The sequence below is a fragment of the Geodermatophilus obscurus genome (genome assembly GCF_900143215.1).
Taxonomy (GTDB): domain Bacteria; phylum Actinomycetota; class Actinomycetes; order Mycobacteriales; family Geodermatophilaceae; genus Geodermatophilus; species Geodermatophilus obscurus_A.
Genome location: NZ_FRDM01000007.1, coordinates 77,081 through 103,577, shown reverse-complemented (window position 1 = coordinate 103,577; position 26,497 = coordinate 77,081). Strand labels below are relative to the sequence as shown.

The window sequence follows — 26,497 nt, the reverse complement described above, 5'->3', positions numbered from 1 at the left end:
GCCGTCCACACCGTCACGTTCCGGCGGGCGAACCCCGGGTAGCAGCCACTGCGTGCAGCCCTCGGACCGCGACGAGATCCGTGACCTCCTCAAGCGCGTCGCCGTCGCGCTCAAGCAGGGCGACGTCCCCTTCGCGCTGTGCGGCGGCTACGCCGCGTGGGTCCGCGGGGCTCCGGAGCCCGACCACGACGCGGACTTCCTGGTGCCGGCGGCGGAGGCCGAGCGCGCGGCCAAGGTGCTGGCCGAGGCCGGGTTGGATGTCGTCGACCCGCCCGAGGACTGGCTGACCAAGGTCGTCCAGGGCGGCTCGTTCATCGACGTCCTGTGGCGGACCTGCGGCGTCCCGGTCGAGCAGGACCTCATCGACCGGGCCGAGGACATGCCGGTGCTGTCGGTGCACATGCCGGTGCTCGGGGCCACCGACATCGTCGTCACCAAGCTCATGACCCTGGACGAGCACTACTGCGACTACGGGCGGCTGCTGCCGGTGGCCCGGGCACTGCGTGAGCAGGTCGACTGGGACCGGGTGCACCGCGAGGTGGCCGGCAACGACTTCGCCGCGGTGTTCCTCGTGCTGCTCGACCGGCTCGGCATCGTCGAGCTCCCGGTCAGCGAGGGCTGAGCACCGCGACGAGGGCAGCGCCCGCCACCGTGACGACGACGGCGGTGATGAGCAGCGCCAGCCGCGGCACCGCCACCCCCGTCCCGCGGTCGACGGCCCGCTCCGCCGCCCGCGCCCGCAGCGGAGCCAGCCCGCCCAGCACGCCGAGGCCCAGCAGCGCCACCGCGCCGGCCACGGCCAGCCGCACCGCCGCGCCGCCGGTCGCCGCCTCGCGGGCCAGCAGGCCGGCGACGGCGAGCACGCCCAGGCCGGTGCGCTGCCAGGACAGGACGGTGCGCTCCGGCTGCGTCTCCCGGGCCGCCGTCGTCATCCGTTCGCTCCCGCCCGGCGGAGCCGGCCCGAGCGCAGAGCCGCTCACCCGCGCAGCACCTCGACGCCCACGAGGACGGCCACGACGACGAGGACGGCGGCCACCGCGGCCACCAGCGCCGGCAGCACGCGGCTCGACGGCAGCGGCCGGTCGGTGACGATCGCCTGCTCGTTGCGCCGCCAGCGCACGTAGCCGCCCACCGCCGCGCCCAGCCCGGTCAGCACCAGCGCCACCGCCACCGCGGCGCTGCCCCAGGCGACACCGAGGTCGGGGGCGAACTCCGCGACCGCGACGCCGCCGGCGACCAGTGCCAGTCCGGTGCGCAGCCAGGCCAGCAGCGTGCGCTCGTTGGCCAGCGTGAAGCGGTAGTCGGGGTGGTCGGCAGGCGGCACCGCGCCAGGCTAGGTCGGGTCCGGGAGGCGGGCGGCGCAATACCGGTGGGACGGCGCCGCGTGGCGACTAACCTGGCAGCAGCGGCCATCCGTGCCGCGCCCGTCCTCCCGGCCCGGTGCCGGGGCCGCCCGCGACCGACGACTGAGGGATCAACGTGCCCACCGGCAGAGTCAAGTGGTTCAACCCGGAGAAGGGGTTCGGCTTCCTCTCGCGTGAGGACGGCCCGGACGTCTTCGTGCACAAGGACGCCCTCCCGTCCGGCACCAGCGAGCTCAAGCCCGGTCAGCGGGTGGAGTTCGGCATCGTCGCCGGCCGCCGCGGCGACCAGGCCCTGCAGGTGCGGGTGCTGGACCCGCTGCCGTCGGTGACGGCGGCGCACGCGGAGCGGACCCGCAAGAAGCCCGACGACCTGGTCCCGATCATCGAGGACCTGATCAAGCTGCTCGACGACGTGTCCAACGGGCTGCGGCACGGCCGGCACCCCGACCGGCCGGTGGCCCGCAAGGTCGCCTCGGTGCTGCGCGCGGTCGCCACCGACCTGGAGCACTGAGGAGGGACCCCGTCCTCCTCCCCGTGGCAGGACCTCGTCCTCCCCACCCTTCGCGGGCTCGGGGTGGGATCCGGGACGAGGCCTGCGGCGAGCCTCTGGACGGGGCCGTTCCCATGCGTCACCAGGCTCGGGGCGGGGCTCGGACGGAGCCGACGGCGCCCCAGAGGTGCCGGGTTCAGCCCTGCGGCGGGGCGCTGCTGGTCGGTGTCCCGCCCAGGTCGCCGCCGGCGCGGAGGAAGCCGACCGGCCAGGCCCCGCTGAAGCCCTCGCACTCCTCGCCGGCGTCCTCCACGACGACGAGGTAGAACGCCGGTGGGACGACGTCGGAGCTGTCGACCTCGAACACGGCTGCGCCGGGATCGACCTCCGCGATGCCGAGCCGCTCCTGGATCTGCTCGTCGTAGACCTGCACGTCCCAGCCGTTCTCGGCCACCGCTTCGGGCACGGTGAGCCGGATGGTGGTGCCGGGGGAGACCTCGACGATCGGCGAGGCAGGGGGGAACTGCTGTCGCTCGCCGTCCACGCAGGACTGGCTGGGCGGGACCTGCACGCGCTGCGGCCCGGCCTCCACGACCACGTCCTGCGGGCCGGACGGCTCGGAGCCGCAGCCGGCCAGCAGCAGCACGACGGCCGGGATCGCCATCCGTCTCACGAGAGCCGGCCGAGCGGGTCGGTCAGTGCGTCCGGGGCCGGAACTGGCGCGGTCGGTGGCGCCGCCCGGCGTCGCGGGCGCCAGAGCGCCAGCGCGACGGCGAGCACGAGCAGCCCGGCGGCGACGGTGAAGCCCAGCCAGCCGGTCGGCGGCAGGGCGATGCCGAGCGCGCCGCCGACGACCCAGGACAGCTGCAGCACCGTCTCCGATCGGGCGAACGCCGAGGCCCGCAGGCTCTCGGGGACCTCGCGCTGGATGATCGCGTCGAGGGCGACCTTGCCCAGGGCGTTGGCGACGGCGGCCACGCCGGCGACGAGGGCGGCCATCGCGAAGCTGTAGAAGACCGCCGCGACGACGGTGATCGCCGCCGCGGTGCCCGCCGACCACAGCACCACCCGGTCGGGGTCGACGCGGTGCAGCCGGGAGCCGACGGCGGTGCCCAGCACGCTGCCCACGCCGGCCGCCCCCGCGACCGCGCCGAGCGCCAGCGTGCCCTGCCAGCCGCCCTCTACCGTGGCCTGGACGAGGAAGGCGGAGAAGATCGTCAGGAACCCGCCGAGCCCGCGCAGCGCGGCGTTGGCCCGCAGGGCCACGACCACCCGCGGGTTCACCGGACGGCGACGGCGCCCGGTCGCCACCGCCTGCGGTGCGGTGGACAAGACATCAGCGGGCAGCTCACCGGTGGGGACGTCGACGCGGTGCGGCAGCCGCACCGCGAGCACCGCGCCGCAGCCGAACACCGCGGCGGTCGCCCACAGCAGCCAGGGAAAGCCCAGTGCCCAGGCCAGCCCGGCGCCGATCCCGCCGAAGACGCCGGCGGTGAGCAGGCCGAACACCGACGTGCGCGCGTTGGCCGAGGTCAGCGACATCGCTCCGGGCAGCACGCGCGGGATCACCGCGGCCCGCAGCACGTTGTGCGCCTTGGACAGCACCAGGACGCCCAGCGCCGCCGGGTAGAGCCAGAGGTCGTCGAAGTGGGCGGCCATTCCCAGGGCCAGCGCGGCCCGGCCCAGCTGGCTCACGGCCAGCGCCCAGCGGCGGCCGCGCTGCAGCCGGTCGAGCAGCGGTCCGATCACCGGGGCGACGACCGCGAACGGGGCCATCGTCACCAGCAGGTAGAGCGCCACGTTGCTGCGCTGCGCGTCGGTGGTGGCGGCGAAGAAGAGCGTGCCGGCCAGCGAGACGACGATCATCGCGTCGCCGGCCATGTGCAGGGCGTTGACCCACAGCAACCGGGCCAGCCCGCTCTGACCCGCACCGTCGGCCCGGCTGGCCGTCTGCACCCGGCGGACGGCGGCCCCGGTCAGCTCGCGGGTGCGGGCGGCCGCGACCCGGGTGACCGTCAGCTTCCGCGGCGGCGGGGGCAGCGGGGCGGCCGGCGGCAGGACCGCGGTCGGCGGGGCTGCGCCGTCCCCGGCCGTCGGCAGCGGGCGGGTGGCCGGCCGCTGCACGCCAAGCGGTGCCGTCTCCGCCCCCGGGGCCCGCGGCGGCGCCGGACGCCGGCGCAGGGCGCGGCGACCGGCGCCGGGGAGGCGGGGCGACGACACGGGCCCATGGTGCCGCACCCACCTGGGAGGACGCGGGCAGCGCCCCCGTGCCTCCCGGCCGCTCCCCGCGTCAGGGAGAATGGCGCCGTGGCCGAGTTTCCCGACCCCGCTGACGCGGGGAGCGACGTGCCCAGCACCGCCGTCGAGCAGGCGCGGGCTGCGGCGGTCGAGACCGCCGGGTCCCCGGACCTGGTCGGCGAGCACCTCGGCGCCAGCCCCGAGGCGCCGTCCGCCGTGCCGGTGGGCGAGGACCTCGGCGAGGTGGTCACCCACTCCTTCGCCAGCCGGCTGCCCGGCTACGTCGGCTGGCACTGGGCGGTCACCCTCGCGCGGGTGCCGGGCGAGGAGCAGGTGACCGTCGACGAGGTCGTGCTGCTGCCCGGCGAGCAGGCGCTGCTGGCCCCCGCCTGGGTGCCGTGGCACGAGCGGCTGCGCCCCGGCGACCTCTCGGTCGGCGACGTGCTGCCCTCGACCGAGGACGACCCCCGGCTGGTCCCCGGCTACACCACCGACGACGACTCCGCCGACGACCCCGAGGGTTCCGTCGTCGCCTCCGAGGTCGGTCTCGGCCGGGAGCGGGTCATGTCGCGGGAGGGGCGCGAGGAGACGGCGGCCCGCTGGAGCGCGGGGGAGTTCGGTCCCCGCTCCGCGATGGCACGTCAGGCGCCCGGACCCTGCGGCACCTGCGGGTTCTTCCTGCCGCTGGCCGGCTCGCTGCGGCACCGCTTCGGCGCGTGCGGCAACGTCTACGCCCCGGCCGACGGCCGCGTGGTCACCGTCGACTACGGCTGCGGCGCGCACAGCCAGGCCACGCTGGCGGCCGACGACGCGACCGAGGTCGTGCGCTCCGCCCGGTACGACACCGGCACCTTCGACGTGTTGTCGGACTGAGTCCCGGGCTCGGTCCGCACTCCGGCAGCGGCCCCGTGGGCAGCTGGCCTGCTCGCGGGGTCCGCTCGTCAGTCGCGGCGGCCGAGCTGGCCCTGCAGGCGCATCACGCCCAGGCCCACGCCGGCCAGCGCGATGCCGGCGACGCAGGTCCAGGTCCACATCCGGTCCACCCGGTCGCCGAGCAGCAGCAGGACCACCAGCGCCACGACCCACACCGCCGTTCCGGCGAGCACGACCCGCACGGTGTCCACACGCAGCGGGGGAGGGGCCTTCCTGGCCGGTCGGGGCACGACCTGACCCTAGGACCTGCGATCCCGGACGCGTGTCACGTGGCCCGAACACGGGTGTGGCACGCTGTCGCCGCTCATCGCAGTCCCCACCGGTCAGCCGGCGCGCCCCCCGCCGCACGCTGGCCCGGCCGCGCGCCCGGAGAGTCGTCATGGCAGAGAAGTCCCGCCCGTCCACGGGCCGCACCACGGACGGCGGCACCCCCGCCGACGTCGCCACCCCGGCGCGGTCCCCGCGGCGCAGCGAGGGACCGCGGGTCAGGCCCAGCAACGGGCTGGACCGCTACTTCGGCATCAGCGCCCGCCGCTCGACGGTTCCCCGTGAGCTGCGGGGCGGCCTGACGACCTTCTTCACGATGGCCTACATCGTGGTGCTCAACCCGATCATCCTGTCGGGGCCCGACATCACCGGGGCCTCGCTGCCCTTCGCCTCGGTCGCCGCGGTCACCGCGCTCGTGGCCGGGGTCATGACGATCCTGATGGGGGTCGTCGGCCGTTACCCGTTCGCGGTGGCCGCCGGTCTCGGGATCAACGCGATCGTGGGGGTGTTCGCGGCCACCCAGATGTCCTGGCCGGAGATCATGGGCCTGGTCGTCCTCGAGGGCCTGCTGATCACCGCGCTGGTGCTCACCGGCTTCCGCCGGGCGGTCTTCGAGGCGATCCCCGCGCAGCTCAAGACGGCGATCGCGGTCGGCATCGGCTTCTTCCTCACGATCATCGGCCTGGCCGACGCCGGCGTCATCCGGCCGGGGAGCCCGCTGATCAGCTTCGGCGTCAACGGTCAGCTCGCCGGCTGGCCGCTGCTGGTCTTCGTCGTCGGGCTGCTGCTGACCAGCGTGCTCGTGGTCCGCCGGGTCAGGGGTGCGCTGCTCATCGGGATCGTCGTCTCGACGGTGTTCGCGATCGTCGTCGAGGCCCTCGCCGGGATCGGTCCGCGGATCGGCGCCGACGGCGCCGAGGTCAACCCGCGCGGCTGGGCGCTGCAGGTGCCGACCCTGCCGGAGGAGCTGGTGAGCGCCCCGGACCTGTCCCTGGTGGGGCAGTTCTCGTTGTTCGGCGGCTTCGAGCGGATCGGCGTGATCGCGGCGCTGCTCGTCGTCTTCTCGATCATGATCGCCGACTTCTTCGACACCGTCGGCTCGGTCACCGCGGTCGGCGCCGAGGGCGACCTGCTCGACGAGAAGCGCAACCTGCCCAGGTCGCAGCCGGTGCTGCTGGTCGACTCGGTGGCCGCCGCGGCCGGCGGCGCGGCCAGCGTCTCGTCCAACACGACCTACGTCGAGAGCGCTGCCGGGGTCGCCGACGGCGCGCGGACCGGGCTGGCCAGCGTGGCCACCGGCGTGCTGTTCCTGCTGGCCATGTTCTTCACCCCACTGGTGGAGATCGTGCCGTCGGAGGCGGCGGCGCCGGTGCTGGTGATCGTGGGTGCGTTGATGGTCAACCAGATCCGGCACCTGGAGTGGGAGGACATGACGGTGGTGATCCCGGCCTTCCTCACCATCGCGGTCATGCCGTTCACCTACTCGATCACCAACGGCATCGGCGCCGGCGTGGTCAGCTACGTGCTGCTGCACGTCGCGGCCGGACGCCGGCGCGAGATCCACCTGCTGATGTGGCTGATCGCCGTCCTGTTCGTCGTGTACTTCGCCCTGGAGCCGCTCCAGCAGCTGTTCTGAGCCGTGCTAAGGATCCCCGGTTAGGGTGGGGACCGTGAGCCGGACGACGCTGGACACCGCGGCGCTGGCCCACGACCTGCGGTTGGCCGTGATGCGGTTCTCCCGCCGGCTGCGCAACCAGTCGGTGGACACCTCGGTCACGCTCACCCACCTGGCGGCGCTGTCCACGCTCAAGCGGCACGGCTCGATGAGCCCCGGTGAGCTGGCCGGCCACGAACGGGTCCAGCCGCCGTCGATGACCCGCGTCGTCGTCGCGCTCGAGGGGATGGGGCTGGTCACCCGCAGCCCGCACCCGACCGACGGGCGGCAGGTCGTCATCGACCTGACCCCGGCCGCGGAGGAGCTGCTCGGCGCCGAGGCCCGCACCCGCGAGGCCTGGCTGTCCGGCATGCTCCAGCAGCTCACCGCCGAGGAGCGGACGGTGCTGCGCGAGGCGGCGGTCATCATCGACAAGCTGGCGAGTGGGTGAGCGGCGCAGCTGCGGACAGCGGGGTGTTCCGGTCGCTCCGCGTGCGCAACTACCGGTTCTACGCCGCGTCGAACCTGGTCAGCCTGACCGGGACCTGGATGCAGCGCATCGGCCAGGACTGGCTGGTCCTGCAGCTCTCGGACGACAACGGGGTGGCGCTCGGGCTGGTCACCGCGCTGCAGTTCGGCCCGACGCTGCTGCTCAGCCTGTACGGCGGGGTGCTCGCCGACCGCTACCCCAAGCGCCGCATGCTCGTGACGACCCAGACCCTCATGGGTCTGCTCGCCCTCCTGCTCGGGGTGCTGGTGGCCACCGACGGGATCGCGCTGTGGCACGTCTTCGTCCTCGCCGGCGCCCTCGGCTCGGTCTCCGCGATCGACGCACCGGTGCGGCAGGCCTTCGTCGCGGAGCTGGTCGGCCCCGAGCTGCTGCCGAACGCGGTCAGCCTCAACTCCACGATCTTCAACGGGGCCCGGCTGGTCGGCCCCGCGGTCGCCGGGCTGCTCATCGGGGCGGCCTCGGGGGACACCGCGCCGGCCTTCCTGGTCAACGCGGCCAGCTTCGCGTTCACCATCGGCGCGCTGCTGTGCATGCGACCGGGTGAGCTGCACGCCAGCCCGCCGGTCGCGCGGGCCCGGGGCCAGCTGCGCGAGGGGCTGCGCTACGCGTGGTCGCGTCCGGACCTGCGGCTGGCGATGGGACTGGCGCTCGTGCTGGGCACGTTCACCTTCAACTCCCAGGTCACGATCGCGCTCATGGCCCGTGAGGTGTTCGATCTCGGCGCCCAGGCGTTCGGGCTGCTCACCACCTGCTTCGCGGTCGGGTCGCTGTCCGGCGCGCTGCTGTCCAGCCGGCGCACGCAGCGCCCGCGGCAACGGTTCCTGGTGATCGCGGCGATCGTCTTCGGGCTGTTCTCCGTCGCCTGCGGGCTGATGCCCACCTACTGGTCGTTCGCGGCGCTGCTCGTGCCCACCGGTGCGGCGGGCCTGGTGTTCAGCGTGGCCAACAACAGCTTCGTGCAGCTGGGCGTCGACCCGCAGCTGCGCGGTCGGGTCATGGCGCTGTACTTCATGTGCTTCCTGGGCGGCACCCCGCTGGGCGCGCCGCTGGTCGGCTGGGTCTCCGAGCGCTTCGGCGCACCCTGGGGGTTCGTCCTCGGCGGGGCCGTCGCGGTGGCCGCCGGGGCCGGCGCGGCCGCGTGCCTGGCGCGCGGCCGGCGGGTCCGGCTGGAGGCGCACGTCGTCCCTCCGCGGCTCCAGCTGCACGTGGGGCAGCGGGCGGTCCCGCCTGCGTCGGTCCGCGCGGTGGCCGAGGCCGCCGCGGGCGAGGTCCCGGGCACGCGAAACACGAGCTGAGGCCGTCGCCGCGTCGTACCGTGACGGCCACCACTCCCGAGTCGTCCCCGGAGGCGGCATGGTGACCTCGCTGCTCCACTTCGGCGCCATCGTCGGCGGTGTGGTCGGCTCGGTGGCCCTCGCCGGCTACGTGGCCCGGCTGGTGTTCGGCTCCGCGCAGCTGCCGCGGCTGCTCCGCCGCGGCCAGGAGCAGCCGGCGGTGCCGGCCGGGCGGCCGCTCGAGCAGGTGGCCGCGGACCTCCGCCGGCTCGGCGCGCAGCTCGCCCGCGTGCCGGCCGGCGCGCCGATGGCCCGCCGCCGGGGACTGCAGGCGGCCTACGACGACGTCCTCACCGAGGCGGCCAGGCTGCTGGAGGTGCCGCACGCGCTCGAGCGCGTCCCGCCCGGACGGCCCCGCGACGTCGAGCGGCTGCGGCTGCAGGCCGCGCTCGCCGACGCCGGCCTGGCGGTGCCCGACTGACCGCCCCCCGGCCGCGGCGGCTGTTCTTCGCGGTCACCCCGCCGGCCGCGGCCCTGGCCGACCTGGACCACGCGCTGGCGCCGCTGCGCGAGGCGCCGGGCGCCCCCCGCTGGACGCCGCCGACCCGCTGGCACCTGACGTTGCTCTTCCTCGGCGCGGTCCCGCCCGAACGGGTGGCGCAGCTGGTGGCCGCGGCGGCACCGGCCGTGACGGCCACCCCGTCGACGACCCTCCGGCTCGCCGGCGCCGGACGGTTCGGCTCGCGCCGTCGCCCGCAGGTGTTCTGGGCCGGCGTCACGGGGGACGGCGACGCGCTGGGCGCCCTCGCCGGCCGGCTGGCCGGCGTCGCCCGGGGGCTCGGGATGCCGGTGGAGGAGCGGCCGTTCCGCGCCCACCTCACCCTGGGCCGCTGGCGGCCGGGCCGGCCGGGCGACGGCGACCTGCCCGACCGGCTGGCCGGCTACCGGGGGCCCGGCTGGCCGGTGACCGAGGTGGAGCTGCTGGAGAGCCACCTGGGACCCGTGCCGCGCTACGACCGGATCGCGTCCTGGCCGCTGGCTTGAGCCCGCGGCCCCGGTCAGAGGCTCGCCGCGAGCCCTGACGGCCCCCGTGCAGGCAGAAGGACCCCGTCCTCCTCACCGCTCGCACGCTCGCGGCGAGCCTCTGGACGGGGCCTGGCGCGAGCCTGGAAGTGGTGGGGGCAAGGGGGCCCTTCGAGAGGAGGACGGGGTCCTTCTATCGCAGCGGGTCCGTTAGATCAACGCTTCGCTGTCTTCTCGGCGTTGTACTCCAGGACGGCGTCGATCCAGAAGTGCAGATGTCTGTCTTCCGTGAGCGCCGCCTCATCGATGGTGATCCAACCTTCGCCCATCGACCGGCCCTTGCCCATCTCTGCCCGGCGGGCCCCGGCCACCTCCAGGTACTCGGCATCGCGACTGCGCGACACGCGCACGAGTAGGGCGCCACCGCCGCCCGAGACGCAGGCGACCATCTTCTCATCGACCATGAACGCGAGGCCACCGAACATCTTCACCTCGCGGACGTTCTTCTCATCGGGAAGAGCATCGCGAACACGGTCTGCGAGCTCAGGGTCGTAAGCCACTTGTCATCTCCTCCTGGTGCACCCGGTCGACAGGCCACCGCGGGAACGACCGATGCCGAGGTCAGCCGGCTCGATCAGAGAGCGGGTGCGAGGCCCGCGGACCTGTTCACGTAGTTCGCTGATGCCCCCTGTGGGGATCTCGGCTCGCGGCAGGTTGGTGGCGTGCTGGTGGGCGCGGCTGACCGTGGAGTCGACCGACACCGCCCAGTCGACGTCGCCGGCGGCATCGCCCGTCGAGCGAGAGTTCTGCAGCACCGGCCACGCACGTGGGAGACACGCCCTAGACCACCGGGCCGGGCACCGGGGAGGTCGCCGCGGGGTCGGGCGCCTCGCCGGGCTCGAGCAGCTCGGGCTCCTCGTCGTCCTCCGGCTCCTCGACCTCCGATTCCTCCTCGTGCGGCTCTTCGTCCTCGATCTCGTCCTCGTCGGCCGCGCCGTCCTCGGGGTCCTCCTCCTCCGGGACCTCGAAGGCACGCGGGTCGATCGCGTCGGCCCAGAGCAGGAGGTGGCCCATCGAGTACCCGGCGCCGGGGTCGAAGCCGGGGTTGGCGGTGAAGTACGAGGCGGTGTCGCAGGCCATCAGGCCGAGGATCACCTCGGCGACGATCGTGCCACCGACCGGGCCCAGCCGGTGCCCGCCGAGCAGCTCGGCCTCCTTGAGCACGTAGAACCAGAGCGGCGCCTTGCCCTTCCAGCCGGGGTCGGTGAGGCCCAGCTGCTGGTTGGTCAACGGCTCGAGACCCATGGCGACGGCGACGTCCTGACCGGCGGGCAGGCCCAGCCGCTTGCCGCGCAGCAGGTTGCGCTCGGCCAGCGAGGTGATAGCGCCGGCCGTGGGTGCCACGACGGTCGGCGGCAGCGTCGACAGCGGCAGCGACAGCTGGGTGTCGATCAGGCGCGCCATGTTGCGGTCGTCGGGCGTGCTCATGCCGGGGATCTCGAAGAAGTAGTTCCAGTCGATCCACAGGTCGGCCGGGACCGGCCGGTTGCCGCGCAGGTCCTGGTGGCCCTCGTTGCCGAAGATCGGCACGGTGTGCTGGTCGTGCACCTCGTACTCGGCGCGGATCATGCTGTGCCCGAAGCGGTAGGCCGCGCCGGAGTACTCGACCGGCATGTACGGCCGGCGCGGGTTGCGCGGCTTGTAGAACCGCCCGAGGAACTCGATGGGCCCGCCGCGGCGGCGCCGGACCAGCCGGTCGACGACGTCGCGGCCGACGATCCGCGGCAGGTAGTCGTTGACGATCAGCCACTGGTAGTGCCAGCGGACCAGCTGCTGCGCCTGCTCGAAGGTCTTGCCCTCGTCGCGCAGCTTGTTGTGCAGGCGCAGGAAGACCGCGTGGAACTGGGCGACGATCAGGTTCTCGTCGTTGCGCGGATCGCCGAGGCAGGCCGCCCCGACGTCGTCGCGGGGCAGGTCGCGCACGCCGTCGTGGTCGTTGCACAGCAGGTAGCCCGGCCGCGCCGGGTCGTAGAGCTCCGGGCTGCCGGCCGGCCCGCGGCCGTAGACGCTGGCCAGGTCGAAGCGGGGGGTGTCGTAGTTGGTCGTCGCCCGCGGGTCCTGCTGCTGCTGGGTGAGCGGCGTCTTGTCCAGCGTCATGTCGTGGTCGATGAACTGGCCGAGGTAGATGTAGCCGGCCGGCATGCCCGGGTTGTCGAAGGCGACGTCGGAGTCCTTGACGTCGGACAGCGGCGCCTTGCCGTCGTTCATCGAGACCGCCAGCGCGGTCAGCAGCGCGTCCGGCGGGGCGAAGGCCGGCAGCTTCTTGAACATCAGCCCGAAGCGGGCCTCGGCGTCCCGGCCGGCGCGCACCGCGATGTCGCTGCCGCGCGGGTTGCCGACGGCGTGCGCACCGCGGGCGGCCCGCGGACGGCGCGCCGGTGGTGGAGCCGCGGGTGACTGCGTCGGTGCCGGCGGACGGCGGGGCGGCGCCGCCAGGGCGGTCCCGCTCATGACCGGCAGCGCCGCGATGCCCGCCAGCCCGGCGAGCACGGCCCGCCGCGACACGGCGCTGCGCGTCGTCCCGCCGTCCCCGGCGCCGGCTCCGCTGAACGGGCACACCCCGGCCGTCTCGTCCCCGTACCCGTGCACGCGCACCCGCCCCCCGGCGCCGGAGAGCCCGCCCCCACCGGCCGCTCTCGTCGGTTCCGAGGCTCCGGGGGAGGGCGGGGGGCCGGGCACACGCGGCAGGAGGGGAACCCGCCCCCCAGTCCTGGGGGTCCGGGGGACGGCGGATCGCGCTGAGTGTTCCCGTGGTGACTGACAGGTGCTAGCGAGGCAGCAGGATCACCATGCGTACTCCATCGGAGCCGCTCGGTAGCCGGGGAAGATCTCGTCGAGCCGGGCGAGCTGGGCGTCGTCCAGCCGGACACCGAGCGCCCGCAGCGAGCCCTCGAACTGCTCCATCGTGCGTGGTCCGACGATCGGTGCGGTCACCGCCGGCTGGTGCAGCAGCCAGGCGAGCCCGACGTCCGCCGGGGCGTGGCCCCACTCGCGGCAGGCGTCCTCGTAGGCCTGCAGCGCGGAGCGGTGCCGCTCGATGCGCTCGCGGTTGCGCTCTAGGTGGCGGCGGTCGCCGGCCTGGTCGCCGAGGACGCCGGCCAGCAGGCCCTGGGCCAGCGGGCTCCACGGGAGAACGCCGACCCCGTAGTGCTGCGCGGCCGGCAGCACCTCCAGCTCCACGTGCCGGGTGAGCAGGTTGTAGTGCGACTGCTCGCTGACCAGGCCCGGGAAGTGCCGGCGGGCGGCCGCCTCGTTGGCCGCGGCGATCTGCCAGGCGGCGTGGTTGGACGACCCGACGTAGAGCACCTTGCCCTGCGCCACCAGCGTCTCGCAGGCCTGCCAGATCTCCTCCCACGGCGTGGACAGGTCGACGTGGTGGAACTGGTACAGGTCGATCCAGTCGGTCTGCAACCGTCGCAGCGAGGCCTCGCAGGAGCGGACCAGGTTGCGGGCGGAGAGGAACGTGTCGTTCGGCCAGTCGCTCATGGAGCCGTAGACCTTGGTGGCCAGCACCGTCCTCTCCCGGCGCTCGCCACCGCGGGCGAACCAGGTGCCGAGGACCTCCTCGGTGCGCCCCTTGCCGGCGTCGAAGCCGTAGACGTTGGCGGTGTCGAAGAAGTTGACGCCCTCGGCCAGCGCCCGGTCCATCAGGTCGTGGGCGTCGGACTCCTCGGTCTTCCAGCCGAAGTTCATCGTGCCCAGGCAGAGCCGGGAGACCGACAGGCCGCTGCGCCCCAGGTGCGTGTACTCCATGGAACCCCACCCTGGCAGGCTCGGGGGCGTGCCGCAGACCGATGGGACCCCGTCCGCCTTCGACGCAGCGACGACCGTGCGACGTGCCGAGGGGGGTGGCCTGGTCGCCGACCTCGACCCCGGCTGGGACGTCGGTGGCGGCGTCCTCAACGGCGGCTACCTGCTGGCGGTGGCCGCCCGCGCCGCCGTCCTGGACAGCCCGCACCCGCACCCGGTCGCGCTCTCGGCGAGCTACCTGCGGGCCACCCCCGGAGGTCCGGCCCACGTCGCCGTCACCCCGGGCCCGGCCGGGCGCACGCTGGCGCACTCCTCGGTGCTGGTCGCCGGCGAGGCCGGCCCGTCGCTCGCAGTCCAGGTGACCACGGCGACCCTCGGGACCGAGCCGGCCGAGTACACCCACAACGCCGCGCCGCAGCTGCCCGGTCCCGACGACTGCGTCGTCACCCGGACCACCGGGGCCGGGCCGGCCGTCGGCCTGGTCCGGCGAATCGACACCCGGCTCGACCCCGCGACGGCGGGCTGGACCGTCGGCCGGTACTCCGACCAGCGGGTGCTGCGGTCCTGGATCCGGCTGGCCGACGGCAGTGCGCCCGATCCGTTCACGCTGCTGCTGTTCGCCGACGCCCTGCCGCCCACCGCCTTCGCCGTGGGCCGGACCGGCTGGGCGCCCACCGTGCAGCTGCAGGTGCTGGTCCGCGCGCTGCCGGCGCCGGGCTGGTGCCTGGTCGAGTCACGCTGCACCGAGGTGGCCGGCGGCTGGGCGGACGAGGAGTGCCGCATCTGGGACGCCACCGGCCGGCTGGTCGCCCAGGCCCGCCAGCTGGCACGGGTGGCGCGGTAGCCGCCACTCTCCGGCGATCATGGCGCCGGGACCACCGCGGGGCGCGTGGGGGTGGTCAGGGCGCCATGATCGCGAGTGTCATGCAGTGAGCAGGGCGCGGCCGAGCGCGGTGCCCGAGGTCCAGGCGGCCTGCACCCGCGACGGCGCCGACCAGCCGTCGCCGCAGACCCCGATCCCGTCGGCCAGCGCGAACGGCTCGGACCGCGCCTCGGCGGGGCGCGCGTAGGTCCAGCGGTGCACCGTCGTCCAGGCCGGCGGGACGTCGATGCGCAGCGCCCGGCCGACCGCGGCGGCGACCGGGCCGGCGGCGGCGTCCGGGTCCGCCAGGTGGGCGGCCGCGAACTCGGCGGTCGTGTGCGCCACCAGCACCGGGGCGCCGTCCCCGCGCCGGTCCCCGTCGTCGGCGACCCAGCTGACCGCCGGGTCGTCGTGGACGAAAGCACCGTGCAGGTCGGCCGGCCAGCGCCGCTCGGGCCACCCCAGGACGACGGCCAGCGAGGGCTCCCACGGACGGTCGTCGAGCAGCCGGCCGGCCGTGTCCGCGTCGAGCAGGCGGCGGGCCTGCGGGTCGGGCATGGCCAGGACGGCGGCCGGCACGTCCTCGTCGTCCACCCGCGGGCCGGCGCCGACGGCGGCGACCGTGCGCCCGCTCTCGACGTCCAGACCCGTGGCGAGGTCGGCGACCAGCGAGCGGAGCCCGCCCGGCGCGGCGTAGCGGATCGGACCGGTGGTGGTCGACCGCAGCCCGTCGGGCCCGGCGACGGCGAAGGTGTCGGTCCACGGGCGGGCCAGCCCGCGGGCGACCCAGTCGCCGACCACCGCCGCGAAGGGCGAGCCCTCCTCGGCGGTCAGGTAGGAGGCCCCGAGGTCGACCGTGCGGTCGTGCAGCGTGCGCGAGGCCATCCGGCCGCCCGGCCGCCGGCCGCGGTCGAGCACGCGGACGGGGAGCCCCGCCTCGGCGAGGACGCTTGCGCACGCGGTGCCGGCGATGCCGCCGCCGACGACGGTCGTGGGGGAGGGGGGCACGCCGACGATCCTGCGGGCTGGGCGGCCCGGCCGCCCGGTGGGCGCGGGGTTGGCAGGATCGGGGTCGTGCCCGAGCTCCCCGCGACGATCACCGAAACGGACGACCCGCGGGTGGCCGACTTCCGCGACCTCAGGGCCGGCGACCGCCGGCCGGGCACCGAGCGCGGCACCGGCCCGGTGATCGTGGAGGGCGTCCCGGCGGTCGAGCGGCTGCTGGCCTCGTCCTACCGGGTGCGCGCGGTGCTGGGCGTGCCCGGGCGGGTGGCGGCGCTCGACCTGCCCGAGGGCGTCCCCGCCTACGAGGCGGACAAGTGGGTGCTCTCGGAGGTGATCGGCTTCCGGCTGACCCGCGGGGTGCTGGCCTCGGCGGACCGCCGTCCGCCGGCGGACCTCGACGCGCTGCTGGCCGGGCCGGACCCGGCCGCACCCCGGCGGCTGGCCGTGCTCGAGGCGCTCAACGACGCGGAGAACCTGGGCTCGATCGCCCGCTCCGCGGTGGCCCTCGGCGTCGACGGCCTGCTGCTGGACCCGCGCTGTGCCGACCCGCTCTACCGCCGCTCGGTGCGGGTCTCGATGGGGCACGTGCTGGCGCTGCCGTTCGCCGTCCTGACCGACTGGCCCGGCGGACTGGAGCGGCTGCACGAGGCCGGCTACCTGACCGTGGCGCTCACCCCGGCCGACGACGCCGTCGACCTGGCCGAGGTGGACCCGCGGGCACACCCGCGGACGGCCGTGCTGCTCGGGGCCGAGGGGCCGGGGCTGACCCCGGAGGCGCAGCGGGCCGCGCGGGTGCGGGCGCGCATCCCGATGCGGGCCGGGGTCGACTCCCTGGGCGTCGCTGCAGCCGCCGCGGTGGCGTTCGCGACCCTCCGCTGAACGGCCTTGGTGACGTACTGGAACGGCCACCCTCCAGGGGCCCTCCGCCTGCGCCTGCGAGGCGTGGGGGGAAGGGTGGTCCTTCCTCAGCCGCGCAGCGAGAAGCGGGCGAGGTGAGCCCGGGCCTCCTCGGCGCGGGCGGGGTTGCACATGAGGTCGTAGCGGCCCGCGACTACGGTGCTCGTGCTCGTGAAGTCCCGCCGGCCCCGGCTGGCGGAGTAGCCGATCGCGGCGAACAGCGCGCCGAACAGCAGACCGATGAGCAGGCCGGTGAGGATCGAACCGATCCAGGCGCCGGGCCGGGCGGCGAAGATGCCGAGCAGCAGCCCGACGAACAGGCCCCACCAGGCCCCGCCGGCTGCGCCGGCCGCGAGCACCCGGCCCCAGGTGAGCCGGCCGGTGACCCGCTCCACCTGGCGCAGGTCCGATCCGATGATCGTGACGTTCTCGACGGCGAACTTCTGGTCGGCGAGGTAGTCGACGGCGGCCTGGGCCTGCTCGTAGCTGTCGAAGGAACCGACCTGCACGCCGCCGAGGGGCATGGACACCGAGGCTGACATGCTCTCCGGGGTACCCGACGGTTCCGCGTGGACACCTGGCGGGACGTGGTCGGCGTCACCGTGCCGGGGCGAACCCCGCGGCGTCCGAGCTCGGTGACCTCCTGCGACCTGGGTGCGCTCGCCGGGCAGTCCGCGAGACGTGGGTCAGCGGTGCCGGCGGACCCCGAAGACGATGTCCTCCCACGCGGGGATGCGGGCGCGCGGGTCCTCGTCGTCGTCCCCGTCACCGCCGGGACGGCCGAGGACGACGGTGTCGTGCTCGCTGATGTCGTCCTCGTCGGCGGGCGGGGCGGGGTCGGTGCGCCGGGTGGCGGCGGGGGAGACGTCGGCCGGGAGCACCGGGCGCACGTCGTCGTCCGCGGGTGGGTCGTCGCCCTCGTCGCAGGCGAGCCGGGAGGAGGCGGGGGCCGGCACGCCGTCGTCGTCGGGGACGACGGACACCGGACGAGGGCGCACCGGCGAAGGGCGCTCGACCGGCACGTGCGGGACGACGCGCACCAGCCGGGTGCCCTCGGCGAAGTCGGTGGTGGCGGCGTCGACCGGGGTGACGGTGCGGGCCGGGATGTCGTAGGCCCAGCGGGTGACGCCGGACTTCGCGCCGGCCTGCCAGGCGGCGGTGACCTGCCAGACGCCGTCGCCGGCGCGGTGGGCGTCCCAGCGGACGGCGTCGAGGTCGGCGCCGAGCAGCCGCAGTCGCTCGGACATGAACTGCTGCAGCGGCACCGACGGCGCGCCCTCGGACAGCCGCACCCGGGCCTCGCGGGCCTGCTCGGCCACCCGCTCGCGCTCCTGCAGCACCGGGTGGGCGAAGCGCATGATCCGCTCGACGCGGATGCCCGAGGCCTGCGCCACCTGCTCGGGCGTCTCCCCGGCGCGGATGCGGGCCTGGATCACCCGGGGCGGCAGCGTGGCGCCGATCTCGACGTCGATCTGGCCGAGCCGGCGGGCGTCACCGCGCGCGGCGGCGCGCACCCGATCGTCGATCGGCAGCTCGAAGCGCTCGCCCTCCTCGCCGGGTTCGGCGCCGTCGAGGGCGAGCACCAGGCTCCTGCCGTCGTCGGTGAGCGCCACCAGCCGCAGCGAACGCATGGGCGGCCTCCTGGGGTGGGTGCTCGGGTGGGCACGGCGGGTGGACCGGCCCCGGGATGGGGGAGTCCGCTTGCGAGGCTATCCGCGCGCGCGGGAGCGCGTCGGCAGGCTCGCCCGGCGTGGCGCAGCGGCGGGCGGGTCTGCCGGAGCGGTGACCCCCCGTTCCGGCGGCCCTCCTGCAGGGTCCCGCCGCGAGCCTGCGAGTGGCGGGGGGCAGGAGGGTCCTTCTTCAGAGCTTCTCGACGACGAAGTCGATGCAGGCGGTCAGCGCGCTGACGTCGTCCGGCTCGACGGACGGGAACATGCCGACCCGCAGCTGGTTGCGGCCCAGCTTGCGGTAGGGCTCGACGTCCACGATGCCGTTGGCGCGCAGCACCTTCGCCACCTCGGCGGCGTCCACCGACTCGTCGAAGTCGACGGTGCCGACCACGTAGGAGCGCTGGTCGCGGTCGGCGACGAACGGCGTGGCGTAGGACGACTGCGCGGCCCAGCCGTAGAGCCGGCTGGAGGAGTCCTGGGTGCGGGCCACGGCCCCGGTGAGCCCGCCGAGGGACAGCAGCCAGCGGATCTGGTCGGCCAGCAGGAACAGCGTGGCGACGGCCGGCGTGTTGTACGTCTGGTCCTTGGCCGAGTTGTCGACGGCGATGGACAGGTCCAGGAAGCCGGGGATCCAGCGGCCCGAGGCCTTGATCTCGGCCACCCGGTCCAGGGCGTCGCGGGACATCAGCGCCACCCACAGCCCGCCGTCCCCGCCGAAGTTCTTCTGCGGGGCGAAGTAGTAGACGTCGGTCTGGGTGACGTCGACCGGCAGGCCGCCGGCGGCGCTCGTGGCGTCGACGAGCACCAGCGCGTCGTCGGTGCCGTGCGGCCGCTGCACCGGGGCCATGACGCCGGTGGAGGTCTCGTTGTGCGCCCACGCGTAGACGTCGACGCCGTCGGTGGCGGTGGGCAGGGCCAGCGAGCCGGGGGCGGCCCGGGCGATCACCGGGTCGCCGAGGAAGGGTGCCTCGGCCACGCCGGTCGCGAACTTCGCGGAGAACTCGCCGTAGCTGCCGTGGGCGCTGCGCTCGCGGATCAGACCGATGATCGCGGCGTCCCAGAACGCCGTCGTCCCGCCGTTGCCCAGGACGACCTCGTAGCCGTCAGGCAGGTCGAACAGCTCGGTCAGCCCCTCGCGGACCTGGCGGACCAGGCCCTTGACCGGCGCCTGCCGGTGGGAGGTCCCCATCAGGGAGGCGCCGCTGCCGGCCAGCGCCTCGAGGGCCTCGGGGCGCACCTTGGACGGGCCGCAGCCGAAGCGGCCGTCGGAGGGCAGGAGGTCGGCGGGGAGGGTGATGCTCATCCGGGAGGAGTGCCTCTCAGGGTCGGGGTGGAGAGCGGCGACGGCCCGGGACCGCTGGTGCGGGCCCGGGCCGTCGGAGGTCGTGCTCCGGCTCAGGCCGGCTGGTCGATGGGCTTGACCTTGATGGTGTCGAAGCCCTCGACCTCCTCGGGCCTGCGCGGGGCCGGCCCGATGTAGCGGGCCGACGGGCGCACGAGGCGGCCCGTGTTCTTCTGCTCGAGGATGTGCGCGCACCAGCCGGCGGTGCGGGCACAGGTGAACATCGAGGTGAACATGTGGCTGGGCACCTCGGCGAAGTCGAGCACGATGGCCGCCCAGAACTCCACGTTCGTCTCGATCGGCCGGTCGGGACGCCGCTCGCGCAGCTCCTTGAGGGCGGCCTGCTCGAGGGCCAGCGCGGCCTCGAAGCGCGGGGCGCCGAGCTCCTTGGCGGCCTTGCGCAGCGTGCGGGCGCGCGGGTCCTCCGCGCGGTAGACCCGGTGGCCGAAGCCCATGAGCCGCTCGTGCCGGTCGAGGAGGTCCTTGACGTACCTGTCCGCGTCCCCGGACTGCTCCACGCCGTCGAGCATGTGCAGCACCCGGGAGGGGGCGCCGCCGTGCAGCGGGCCGGACATCGCGCCGATGGCACCGGAGAGGGAGGCGGCCACGTCGGCGCCGGTGGAGGCGATGACGCGGGCGGTGAAGGTGGAGGCGTTCATGCCGTGCTCGGCGGCCGACGTCCAGTACGCGTCGACGGCAGCGACGTGGCGGGGGTCGGGCTCGCCGCGCCAGCGGACCATGAACCGCTCGACGATGGTGGAGGCCTCGTCGATGCGCGCCTGCGGAACGGCCGGGATGCCGATGCCGCGGGCGGACTGGGCGACGTAGGACAGCGCCATGACCGCCGCCCGGGCGAGCTCCTCGCGAGCCTCGTCGGCGGAGATGTCCAGCAGCGGCTTGTAGCCCCAGATCGGGGTCAGCATGGCCAGCGCGGCCTGGACGTCGACGCGGACGTCGCCGGTGTGCACCGGGATGGGGAAGGGCTCGGCCGGCGGGAGGCCGGGGCCGAACTTGCCGTCGACCAGCAGCGCCCAGACGTTGCCGAAGGTGACCTTGCCGACCAGGTCCTCGATGTCGACGCCGCGGTACCGGAGGGAGCCGCCGTCCTTGTCCGGTTCGGCGATCTCCGTCTCGAAGGCGATGACGCCCTCCAGACCGGGTACGAAGTCGTCCGCCATCTCGCATGCTCCTCTGCGCGCGGGACTCGTGCGCGCACGGGAGGCGGCGCACGACTGCCTCCGCGACCCTAGGCGGTGCCGATGCACCGGGGACACCCGGGGCGGGGTCCCGGTGCTCCCGGCGAGATCTGCACAGTGGTGGTCATCGGGCACCCGCTGACCACCACTGTGCAGATCTCGCGGGGCCCGGCTGCCACGACGGCGCTCGTGCCCGGCTGCCACGATGGCGGTCGTGCCCGACCTCTCCCGCATGCGCAGGGACTACGAGACCCGGGGCCTCCGGGAGGACGACCTCGCACCCACCTGGGTCGAGCAGTTCGACCGCTGGTTCGCCGACGCCGTCGCCGCGGAGCTGCCCGAGCCGAACGCCGTCGTGGTCGCCACCGCCGACGCCGACGGCGCACCCGACGCGCGGATCGTGTTGCTCAAGGGCTACGACGAGGCCGGCTTCGTCTTCGCCACGAGCTACGCCTCGGCCAAGGGCGCCCAGCTGGCGGTCAACCCGCGGGCCGCGCTGGTCTTCCCCTGGCACGCGCTGCAGCGGCAGGTGCGGGTGACCGGCCGGGTGGAGCGGGTCGGCCCGACGGCCAGCGACGACCTGTGGGACCCCCGTCCCCGCGGCGCGCAGCTGGCCGCCGCCGCCTCCCTCCAGTCGACGCCGGTCGACTCGCGCGAGGAGCTCGTCGAGCGGCTGCGCCTGCTGGACGCCGACACGCAGGGGGAGAAACTGCCGCGCCCGGAGGTCTGGGGCGGCTACCGGGTGGTACCCGACACCGTCGAGTTCTGGCAGGGCGGGGCCGACCGGCTGCACGACCGGCTCCGCTTCGTCCGGTCCGCCCCCGGGGGGCACGGCATGGCGGAGGGGGGCGGCTGGGTCGTCCAGCGCCTGGCACCGTGACGTCGCCGGTCGATCCGGTCGAGGGCGGCGGCCCCGTCGAGGAGCCGGTGCCGCTGCCCCCGCAGCCACGTCGCGCGTGGGCTCTCGACACCACCCCGCTGCGCAACCCGGACTACCGCCGGCTGTTCTGGGGCGTCGCAGCCACCATGCTGGGCCAGCAGATGACGCTGGTGGCCGTTCCGTACCAGGTCTACGCGCTCACCGGCTCCTCGCTGCTGGTCGGCGTCACCTCGGTGGTGGCTCTCGTGCCGCTCGTCGTCTTCGGCCTGCTGGGCGGTGCGATCGCCGACTCGATGGACCGCCGCCGGCTGATGCTGGTCACCGGTGTCGGCTCCGCCGTGACCAGCGCGCTGCTGGCCGTGCAGGCGCTGCTGCCCGGCGGCGGCAACCTGGCGCTGCTGTGGGTGCTCACCGCCTGCGTCTCCGGGTTCACGGCGGTCAACCAGCCCACCCGCAGCGCGGTGATCCCCGCGATCGTCGGGCCTGCGGGCGTGCCGGCGGCCAACGCGCTGGCCATGACCGTGCGCCAGGTCGGCGTCATCGCCGGGCCGCTGCTGGCCGGCCTGCTCATCGCCGTCGGGGACCTGCCGGTGACCTACGCCGTCGACGCGCTCGGCTTCCTCGTCGCCGTCCTGCTGCTCCGCGGGTTGCCGCCGCTGCCCCCGGGACGGGACGCCGGACCGCTGCGGCTGGGTGCCGCGGTCCGCGGGGTGGGCGAGGGCTTCGCCTTCCTGCGCACCCAGCCGGTGCTGCTGATGACCTTCGTCGTCGACGTGATCGCGATGCTCTTCGCCTGGCCGCAGGCGGTCTTCCCGGAGCTGTCGGAGGGCCGCTACGCCGACTCGCCGAACAGCCTGGGGTGGCTGTTCGCCGGCGTCTCGATCGGTGCGCTGTTCATGGGGCTCACGTCGGGGTGGGTGTCACGGGTGGACCGGCAGGGTGCGGTCGTCGTCGTGGCCATCGCCGTGTGGGGGATGGCGATCATCGGCTTCGGGTTCGCCCCGACCCTGTGGCTGGCCGTGCTCTGCCTCGCGGTGGCCGGCGCCGGCGACATGGTCAGCGCGGTGCTGCGCTCGTCGATGCTGCAGCTGGCCGCGCCGGAGGCGATGCGCGGGCGCATGCAGGGCGTCTTCCTGGTCGTGGTCGCCGGCGGTCCGCGTCTGGGCGACCTGCGGGCCGGCGCGATCGCCAGCGCGGCGGGCGTGACCACGGCGATGGTCTCCGGCGGCGTGGTCGTCATCGTCGCGATGGTCGTCGTCGCGCTGGCCGTCCCCTCGTTCTGGACGTTCCGCGCGTCCCGCTCGGCGCAGCCCTCCGCCCGCGGCTGACAGGTGGTTCCCGCGCGGCTCGGGCCCGCCGGCCCCGTCCCGGGCCCCGCAGGCCGCCTGCAGTGGCGGGCAGGGGGTCCTTGGTCAGGCGGCGGAGGACGACGGGACGACGTGCAGCCCGACCGCCACGTTGCCCGCCGTGGCGCGCGAGTACGGGCCGCTGGTGTGCGTCTTCTCCACGAGCTGCCGGGCCTGCTCGTCGTCCAGCTGCGGCAGCCGCGCCCAGAGGTCGACGCCGAGACCGAGGTCGCCGGGGGCCGCGCGGAGGAAGTGCACCTCGGCCGTGACCGAGGAGCCCTCGAGCGCCTGCGGGGTCAGCCCGAGGTCCCGGAGCGCGAAGCGCATGGCGCTGTGGAAGCAGGCGGCGTAGCCGGCGGCGAACAGCTGCTCGGGGTTGGTGCCCGGACCGCCGTCCCCGCCCATCTCCGCCGGGCGGGACAGACTCGTCGTCAGCCGGCCGTCGGAGGAGCTCACCTCCCCGGTGCGGGCTCCGGACGCCGTTGCCTCGGCCGTGTGGACGCGGTCCACGGCGCCCGTCCTACCTGGTGGGCGGGATCCGCGCAGCTCGGCCGCCCGGCCGGCCATCGACACCGTCGGCGCGAGCTGCCGAGTGCGGGGTTCCGGTCGTCGCGCCCGGCGTGTCGTCGCGCGTCGCCGACCGCACCCGCTCACTCGGCCGGCGGCGTGCTGGCGGGCGGTGGCCGGGCCGTGCTCGAGGGATCAGCGCGGACGATTCCCCCGGTCGGATGAGCGCCCCCGGCCGGCACCGGTGGCCCACGCCCTCAGGCGAGGGCGTGGGCCACGACCCGGAGGTCGGCGACGAGCGCGTCGTAGGCGGCGTCGCGGGCCTCGTCCGGGGTGCGCAGGATCGCCGAGGGGTGCGTGGTGGCGAGCACCCACGTCTGGTGCGGCGCGTCCTCGTCATCGTCGGCCGCGGCGAACAGCGTGTCGGCGCCCGGCGGGGTCCAGGGGATCAGCTGGCCGCGCTCCTTGGTGATCCGGAAGGACGGCGAGATCAGCGCCTTGGCCGCGGTGGCGCCCAGGCAGACGACGACCTCCGGCTGCAGCACGGCGAACTCCGCCTCCAGCCACGGCCGGCAGGCCCGCAGGTGCTCAGGACCGGGGGTCTGGTGGATCCGCCGCTTGCCGGTCGGCTTGAACCGGAAGTGCTTGACCGCGTTGGTGATGTAGGCGTCGCGGCGGTCGATGCCGGCCTCGGCCAGCGCCTTGTCCAGCAGCCGTCCGGCCGGGCCGACGAACGGCTCGCCCCTGCGGTCCTCCTGGTCGCCCGGTTGCTCGCCCACGAAGACGATGCGGGCGGTCTCCGGCCCCTCGCCGAAGACCGTCTGGGTCGTGCCCTGCCACAGCTCGCAGGCCCGGCACCCGGCGGCCGCCGTGCGCAGCCCGTCGAGTCCCACCCCGGTCGGGGGCTGCGCCGGCACGTTCTCCTGGCTCATCCGCCGATGACACCCCACCGGGCGTCCCGGCGCGACAGCAAGCGGCCGATACGGTTGCCGGAGGCAACGGAGGGTGGCGGGGAGAGCGCGTGCTGGAGTTCGACGGGTTGCACAAGAGCTACGGAGCCAACCGGGTGCTGGACGGCGTCTCCTTCGCCGTCGCCCCGGGCTCGATGTTCGGCTTCTGCGGCTCCAACGGGGCCGGCAAGACGACGACGATGCGGATCGCCATGGGGCTGGTCCGCGCCGACGCCGGCGAGGTGCGCTGGGAGGGCCGGCCGCTGGACCAGGCGCTGCGCCGCCGGATCGGCTACATGCCGGAGGAGCGCGGTCTCTACCCGAAGATGCGGGTCGGCGAGCAGCTGACCTACTTCGCCCGGCTCCGCGGCCTGGACGCCGCGGCAGCCGCCCGCGCCGCCGAGCACTGGGCCGACCGGCTCGGTCTCGGGGAGCGCCGCCGCGACCAGGTGGAGAAGCTGTCGCTGGGCAACCAGCAGCGGGTGCAGCTGGCCGCGGCCCTGGTCAGCCGGCCGGAGGTGCTCATCCTCGACGAGCCGTTCTCCGGGCTGGACCCGGTGGGCCTCGACGCGCTCGCCGAGGCGCTGCTCGAGCAGGTGCGCGGCGGCGTCCCGGTCGTCTTCTCCAGCCACCAGCTCGACCTGGTCGAGCGGCTCTGCGACGCCGTCGGCATCCTCGCCCGCGGGGCCATGGTCGCCACCGGGCCGGTCGCCGAGCTGCGCCGCCGCGAGCCCGGCCGGCTGCTGCGGGTGGTCGTCCCCGACGCGCCACCGGGCTGGGCGGCCGCGCTGCCCGGCGTGCGGGTGGTGTCCGAGCGGGCCGGTGACACCCTGCTGGAGCTCGCCCCGGGCGCCGACGACCAGGCCGTGCTCGCCGCGGCGCTGCGCACCGGCCGGGTCGGCCACTTCGCCTGGCGCGAGCCGAGCCTGGTGGAACTGTTCCGCGAGGCCGTCGCCGAGCCGGCGGAGGTCGCCGCGTGATGGCGTCCGGACCCCGCACCCCGGGCAGCGCCGCGCTGGTCCGGCTGGTCGCCGCACGCGAGGTCTCCAGCCGCATCCGGGACAAGAACTTCATCGTCAGCTCGATCGTCATCCTCGTGCTGCTGCTCGGCACGATGGCCTTCCAGGTGGTGGTCAGCGGCGGTGACGAGCCCAGCCGGGTCGCGGTCGTGGGCGACGACGGCCGGCTCGGGCCGGCGCTCGAGGCGCAGGGCGAGTCCGTCGGCGTCGACGTGCAGGTGGTCGAGGCCGACGACGAGGCCGCCGCGCGGGCCGCGGTCGAGGACGAGGAGGTCGACGCGGCGCTGGTCGACGGCACCGGCCCGGCTCCCGAGCTCGTGGTCCTGGACCGGGACCCCGCGCTGGAGGCGGTCGTCGGCGGCGCGGTCAGCGGGCTGGCCGTCTCCGATCGGCTGCTGGAGGCCGGCGTCGACCTGCGGTCCCTGCCCGAGGTGGCGGTCGTCCCGATCGGCGATCAGGAGGACGACGGCCAGCAGGTGGTCGTGGCGATCATCGGCGTCGTCCTGCTCTACGGCCTGCTCATCCTGTTCGCGCAGTTCGTCGCCCAGGGCGTGGTGGAGGAGAAGTCCAGCCGGGTGGTGGAACTGCTGCTGGCCACCATGCGGCCCTGGCAGCTGCTGGCCGGCAAGATCCTCGGCCTGGGCCTGCTGGGGCTCGGGCAGATCGTCGTCATCGGGGTGGTCGGGGTCGTCGGCGCGCTGGCCCTCGACCTGGTCGACGTCCCCGGGGAGCTGATCGGCACCGTGGCCGTCGTCGTCGCCTGGTTCGTCCTGGGCTACGCCTTCTACGCGTGCGTCTTCGCGGTGGCCGCCTCGCTGGTCAGCCGGCAGGAGGACCTCGGCAGCGTGCTCACGCCGGCGTCGCTGCTGCTCGTCGCCGGCTTCTTCGTGGCGCTGCAGGCCGCCGGCGAGCCCGGCGGCACGCTCGCGCGGGTCACCTCCCTCGTGCCCGGTCTCTCGCCGCTGGTGATGCCGGTGCGCCAGGCGGCCGGGGAGGCGGCGGGCTGGGAGGTGGCGCTGGCCGTCGTCCTCATGCTGGTCGCCATCGGGCTCGCCGTCCGCCTCGGCGGGCGGGTCTACTCCGGCGCCCTGCTGCGCACGAGCGGGAAGACCAGGCTGCGCGAGGCGCTGCGCGCCGAGCGGGCCTGATGAAGGACCCCGTCCTCCCCACCCTTCGCAGGCTCAGGGTGGGACCCGGGACGAGGCCTGCGGCGAGCCTCTGGACGGGGCCGCCTCCGTGCCCGCGGGGACGACTGACTC

The 26,497-nt window shown here is 75.1% G+C and carries 29 protein-coding genes; 14 read left to right on the top strand and 15 right to left on the bottom strand.

The window, feature by feature from the left end; genetic code table 11:
• Positions 1–52: 52 nt before the first annotated feature.
• Positions 53–622: a nucleotidyltransferase family protein gene (locus BUB17_RS09375; RefSeq protein WP_072916939.1), complete on the top strand. Its 570-nt coding sequence runs from the start codon at positions 53–55 to the stop codon at positions 620–622.
• Here BUB17_RS09375 and BUB17_RS09370 read toward each other — a convergent pair.
• Together BUB17_RS09370 and BUB17_RS09365 are read right to left on the bottom strand one after the other, a co-directional pair.
• On the bottom strand, positions 609–932 hold the full coding sequence (locus BUB17_RS09370) for a DUF202 domain-containing protein (protein WP_072916935.1): 324 nt from the start codon (positions 930–932) through the stop codon (positions 609–611). The two genes, BUB17_RS09375 and BUB17_RS09370, sit on opposite strands and share 14 nt — an antisense overlap.
• A 44-nt stretch (positions 933–976) precedes the next feature.
• Positions 977–1,324, bottom strand: coding sequence for a YidH family protein (locus tag BUB17_RS09365; RefSeq protein WP_072916931.1), 348 nt, complete (start codon positions 1,322–1,324; stop codon positions 977–979).
• A gap of 155 nt (positions 1,325–1,479) precedes the next feature.
• Here BUB17_RS09365 and BUB17_RS28545 point away from each other — a divergent pair, with 155 nt between their 5' ends.
• Entirely contained in the window at positions 1,480–1,875 is a 396-nt protein-coding gene (locus BUB17_RS28545) for a cold-shock protein (protein WP_072916929.1), read from the top strand.
• A 175-nt stretch (positions 1,876–2,050) separates the two neighbouring features.
• Here the strand turns inward: BUB17_RS28545 and BUB17_RS09355 are convergent, their stop codons facing one another.
• Positions 2,051–2,518: a DUF2771 domain-containing protein gene (locus tag BUB17_RS09355; RefSeq protein WP_072916925.1), complete on the bottom strand. Its 468-nt coding sequence runs from the start codon at positions 2,516–2,518 to the stop codon at positions 2,051–2,053.
• Between the two features lie 5 nt (positions 2,519–2,523).
• Positions 2,524–4,074 carry an MFS transporter gene (locus BUB17_RS09350; protein ID WP_072916922.1) on the bottom strand — a complete coding sequence of 517 codons (1,551 nt, stop codon included), beginning with the start codon at positions 4,072–4,074 and terminating at the stop codon, positions 2,524–2,526.
• An 87-nt stretch (positions 4,075–4,161) separates the two neighbouring features.
• Between BUB17_RS09350 and BUB17_RS09345 the strand changes: the two genes are divergently transcribed.
• On the top strand, positions 4,162–4,965 hold the full coding sequence (locus BUB17_RS09345; RefSeq protein ID WP_072916919.1) for a DUF3027 domain-containing protein: 804 nt from the start codon (positions 4,162–4,164) through the stop codon (positions 4,963–4,965).
• A 68-nt stretch (positions 4,966–5,033) separates the two neighbouring features.
• Here the strand turns inward: BUB17_RS09345 and BUB17_RS09340 are convergent, their stop codons facing one another.
• Complete coding sequence (locus tag BUB17_RS09340) at positions 5,034–5,255, bottom strand: DUF2530 domain-containing protein (protein WP_072916917.1); 222 nt, start codon at positions 5,253–5,255, stop codon at positions 5,034–5,036.
• Positions 5,256–5,404: 149 nt separating this feature from the next.
• Here BUB17_RS09340 and BUB17_RS09335 point away from each other — a divergent pair, with 149 nt between their 5' ends.
• The 5 genes from BUB17_RS09335 to thpR all read left to right on the top strand — a co-directional run bounded on the left by BUB17_RS09335 (position 5,405) and on the right by thpR (position 9,775).
• Positions 5,405–6,928, top strand: coding sequence for an NCS2 family permease (locus BUB17_RS09335; RefSeq protein WP_072916913.1), 1,524 nt, complete (start codon positions 5,405–5,407; stop codon positions 6,926–6,928).
• A 34-nt stretch (positions 6,929–6,962) separates the two neighbouring features.
• On the top strand, positions 6,963–7,397 hold the full coding sequence (locus BUB17_RS09330) for a MarR family winged helix-turn-helix transcriptional regulator (RefSeq protein WP_072917231.1): 435 nt from the start codon (positions 6,963–6,965) through the stop codon (positions 7,395–7,397).
• Positions 7,394–8,752 (top strand): MFS transporter, encoded by a 1,359-nt coding sequence (locus tag BUB17_RS09325; RefSeq protein ID WP_083606220.1) that lies wholly within the window; start codon positions 7,394–7,396, stop codon positions 8,750–8,752. The genes BUB17_RS09330 and BUB17_RS09325 overlap by 4 nt, the downstream gene beginning before the upstream one ends.
• Positions 8,753–8,813: 61 nt before the next feature.
• The gene (locus tag BUB17_RS09320) at positions 8,814–9,212 is read left to right on the top strand and encodes a hypothetical protein (protein ID WP_141242968.1); all 399 of its coding nucleotides are present in this window, start codon (positions 8,814–8,816) and stop codon (positions 9,210–9,212) included.
• Positions 9,209–9,775 carry an RNA 2',3'-cyclic phosphodiesterase gene (thpR, locus tag BUB17_RS09315; RefSeq protein WP_072916905.1) on the top strand — a complete coding sequence of 189 codons (567 nt, stop codon included), beginning with the start codon at positions 9,209–9,211 and terminating at the stop codon, positions 9,773–9,775. The genes BUB17_RS09320 and thpR overlap by 4 nt, the downstream gene beginning before the upstream one ends.
• A 194-nt stretch (positions 9,776–9,969) precedes the next feature.
• Here the strand turns inward: thpR and BUB17_RS09310 are convergent, their stop codons facing one another.
• From BUB17_RS09310 to BUB17_RS09295, 3 genes are all read right to left on the bottom strand, one after another.
• Positions 9,970–10,314: a TfoX/Sxy family protein gene (locus BUB17_RS09310; RefSeq protein ID WP_072916903.1), complete on the bottom strand. Its 345-nt coding sequence runs from the start codon at positions 10,312–10,314 to the stop codon at positions 9,970–9,972.
• Between the two features lie 280 nt (positions 10,315–10,594).
• Positions 10,595–12,409, bottom strand: a complete 1,815-nt coding sequence (locus BUB17_RS09300; protein ID WP_072916897.1) for a peroxidase family protein — start codon at positions 12,407–12,409, stop codon at positions 10,595–10,597.
• A 189-nt stretch (positions 12,410–12,598) separates the two neighbouring features.
• Positions 12,599–13,567: an aldo/keto reductase gene (locus BUB17_RS09295; protein WP_072916893.1), complete on the bottom strand. Its 969-nt coding sequence runs from the start codon at positions 13,565–13,567 to the stop codon at positions 12,599–12,601.
• Between the two features lie 28 nt (positions 13,568–13,595).
• Between BUB17_RS09295 and BUB17_RS09290 the strand changes: the two genes are divergently transcribed.
• The gene (locus tag BUB17_RS09290; protein WP_072916890.1) at positions 13,596–14,408 is read left to right on the top strand and encodes a thioesterase family protein; all 813 of its coding nucleotides are present in this window, start codon (positions 13,596–13,598) and stop codon (positions 14,406–14,408) included.
• Positions 14,409–14,486: 78 nt separating this feature from the next.
• On the opposite strand, the gene BUB17_RS09285 is transcribed toward BUB17_RS09290, so the two are convergent.
• Entirely contained in the window at positions 14,487–15,434 is a 948-nt protein-coding gene (locus BUB17_RS09285; protein WP_072916886.1) for an NAD(P)/FAD-dependent oxidoreductase, read from the bottom strand.
• 66 nt (positions 15,435–15,500) lie between these two features.
• On the opposite strand from BUB17_RS09285, the gene BUB17_RS09280 reads away from it, so the two are divergent.
• Positions 15,501–16,310, top strand: coding sequence for a TrmH family RNA methyltransferase (locus BUB17_RS09280; RefSeq protein ID WP_072916883.1), 810 nt, complete (start codon positions 15,501–15,503; stop codon positions 16,308–16,310).
• 86 nt (positions 16,311–16,396) lie between these two features.
• Here the strand turns inward: BUB17_RS09280 and BUB17_RS09275 are convergent, their stop codons facing one another.
• The 4 genes from BUB17_RS09275 to BUB17_RS09260 form a co-directional block, all read right to left on the bottom strand.
• Positions 16,397–16,870, bottom strand: coding sequence for a YflT domain-containing protein (locus BUB17_RS09275; RefSeq protein ID WP_072916881.1), 474 nt, complete (start codon positions 16,868–16,870; stop codon positions 16,397–16,399).
• 144 nt (positions 16,871–17,014) lie between these two features.
• Positions 17,015–17,959 carry a septation protein SepH gene (gene sepH / locus BUB17_RS09270; protein WP_072916878.1) on the bottom strand — a complete coding sequence of 315 codons (945 nt, stop codon included), beginning with the start codon at positions 17,957–17,959 and terminating at the stop codon, positions 17,015–17,017.
• A 229-nt stretch (positions 17,960–18,188) separates the two neighbouring features.
• A complete protein-coding gene (gene serC / locus BUB17_RS09265; RefSeq protein WP_072916874.1) occupies positions 18,189–19,301 on the bottom strand; it encodes a phosphoserine transaminase in 1,113 nt (370 codons plus the stop codon).
• Positions 19,302–19,393: 92 nt separating this feature from the next.
• Positions 19,394–20,518, bottom strand: a complete 1,125-nt coding sequence (locus BUB17_RS09260; protein WP_072916872.1) for a citrate synthase 2 — start codon at positions 20,516–20,518, stop codon at positions 19,394–19,396.
• A 223-nt stretch (positions 20,519–20,741) separates the two neighbouring features.
• On the opposite strand from BUB17_RS09260, the gene pdxH reads away from it, so the two are divergent.
• A complete protein-coding gene (pdxH, locus tag BUB17_RS09255; protein WP_072916868.1) occupies positions 20,742–21,416 on the top strand; it encodes a pyridoxamine 5'-phosphate oxidase in 675 nt (224 codons plus the stop codon).
• Entirely contained in the window at positions 21,413–22,744 is a 1,332-nt protein-coding gene (locus BUB17_RS09250; protein WP_072916865.1) for an MFS transporter, read from the top strand. Before pdxH ends, BUB17_RS09250 begins: the two co-directional genes overlap by 4 nt.
• A gap of 84 nt (positions 22,745–22,828) precedes the next feature.
• On the opposite strand, the gene BUB17_RS09245 is transcribed toward BUB17_RS09250, so the two are convergent.
• Both BUB17_RS09245 and BUB17_RS09240 read right to left on the bottom strand, forming a co-directional pair.
• Positions 22,829–23,272 (bottom strand): Ohr family peroxiredoxin, encoded by a 444-nt coding sequence (locus BUB17_RS09245; protein ID WP_072916863.1) that lies wholly within the window; start codon positions 23,270–23,272, stop codon positions 22,829–22,831.
• A 254-nt stretch (positions 23,273–23,526) separates the two neighbouring features.
• Positions 23,527–24,201 (bottom strand): UdgX family uracil-DNA binding protein, encoded by a 675-nt coding sequence (locus BUB17_RS09240; protein WP_072916860.1) that lies wholly within the window; start codon positions 24,199–24,201, stop codon positions 23,527–23,529.
• 89 nt (positions 24,202–24,290) lie between these two features.
• Between BUB17_RS09240 and BUB17_RS09235 the strand changes: the two genes are divergently transcribed.
• Both BUB17_RS09235 and BUB17_RS09230 read left to right on the top strand, forming a co-directional pair.
• Complete coding sequence (locus BUB17_RS09235; protein ID WP_072916856.1) at positions 24,291–25,199, top strand: ABC transporter ATP-binding protein; 909 nt, start codon at positions 24,291–24,293, stop codon at positions 25,197–25,199.
• Positions 25,199–26,386 (top strand): ABC transporter permease, encoded by a 1,188-nt coding sequence (locus BUB17_RS09230; protein WP_072917228.1) that lies wholly within the window; start codon positions 25,199–25,201, stop codon positions 26,384–26,386. Before BUB17_RS09235 ends, BUB17_RS09230 begins: the two co-directional genes overlap by 1 nt.
• The last annotated feature ends 111 nt before the right edge of the window (positions 26,387–26,497 follow it).

Coding starts and splice junctions, on each gene's coding strand:
- BUB17_RS09275 (WP_072916881.1), bottom strand. CDS start 16,870: ATGTCAGCCTCGGTGTCCATGCCCCTCGGCGGCGTGCAGGTCGGTTCC.
- BUB17_RS09355 (WP_072916925.1), bottom strand. CDS start 2,518: ATGGCGATCCCGGCCGTCGTGCTGCTGCTGGCCGGCTGCGGCTCCGAG.
- BUB17_RS09295 (WP_072916893.1), bottom strand. CDS start 13,567: ATGGAGTACACGCACCTGGGGCGCAGCGGCCTGTCGGTCTCCCGGCTC.
- sepH (WP_072916878.1), bottom strand. CDS start 17,959: ATGCGTTCGCTGCGGCTGGTGGCGCTCACCGACGACGGCAGGAGCCTG.
- BUB17_RS09260 (WP_072916872.1), bottom strand. CDS start 20,518: ATGGCGGACGACTTCGTACCCGGTCTGGAGGGCGTCATCGCCTTCGAG.
- BUB17_RS09370 (WP_072916935.1), bottom strand. CDS start 932: ATGACGACGGCGGCCCGGGAGACGCAGCCGGAGCGCACCGTCCTGTCC.
- BUB17_RS09335 (WP_072916913.1), top strand. CDS start 5,405: ATGGCAGAGAAGTCCCGCCCGTCCACGGGCCGCACCACGGACGGCGGC.
- pdxH (WP_072916868.1), top strand. CDS start 20,742: ATGGCGGTCGTGCCCGACCTCTCCCGCATGCGCAGGGACTACGAGACC.
- BUB17_RS09240 (WP_072916860.1), bottom strand. CDS start 24,201: ATGAGCCAGGAGAACGTGCCGGCGCAGCCCCCGACCGGGGTGGGACTC.
- serC (WP_072916874.1), bottom strand. CDS start 19,301: ATGAGCATCACCCTCCCCGCCGACCTCCTGCCCTCCGACGGCCGCTTC.
- BUB17_RS09230 (WP_072917228.1), top strand. CDS start 25,199: ATGGCGTCCGGACCCCGCACCCCGGGCAGCGCCGCGCTGGTCCGGCTG.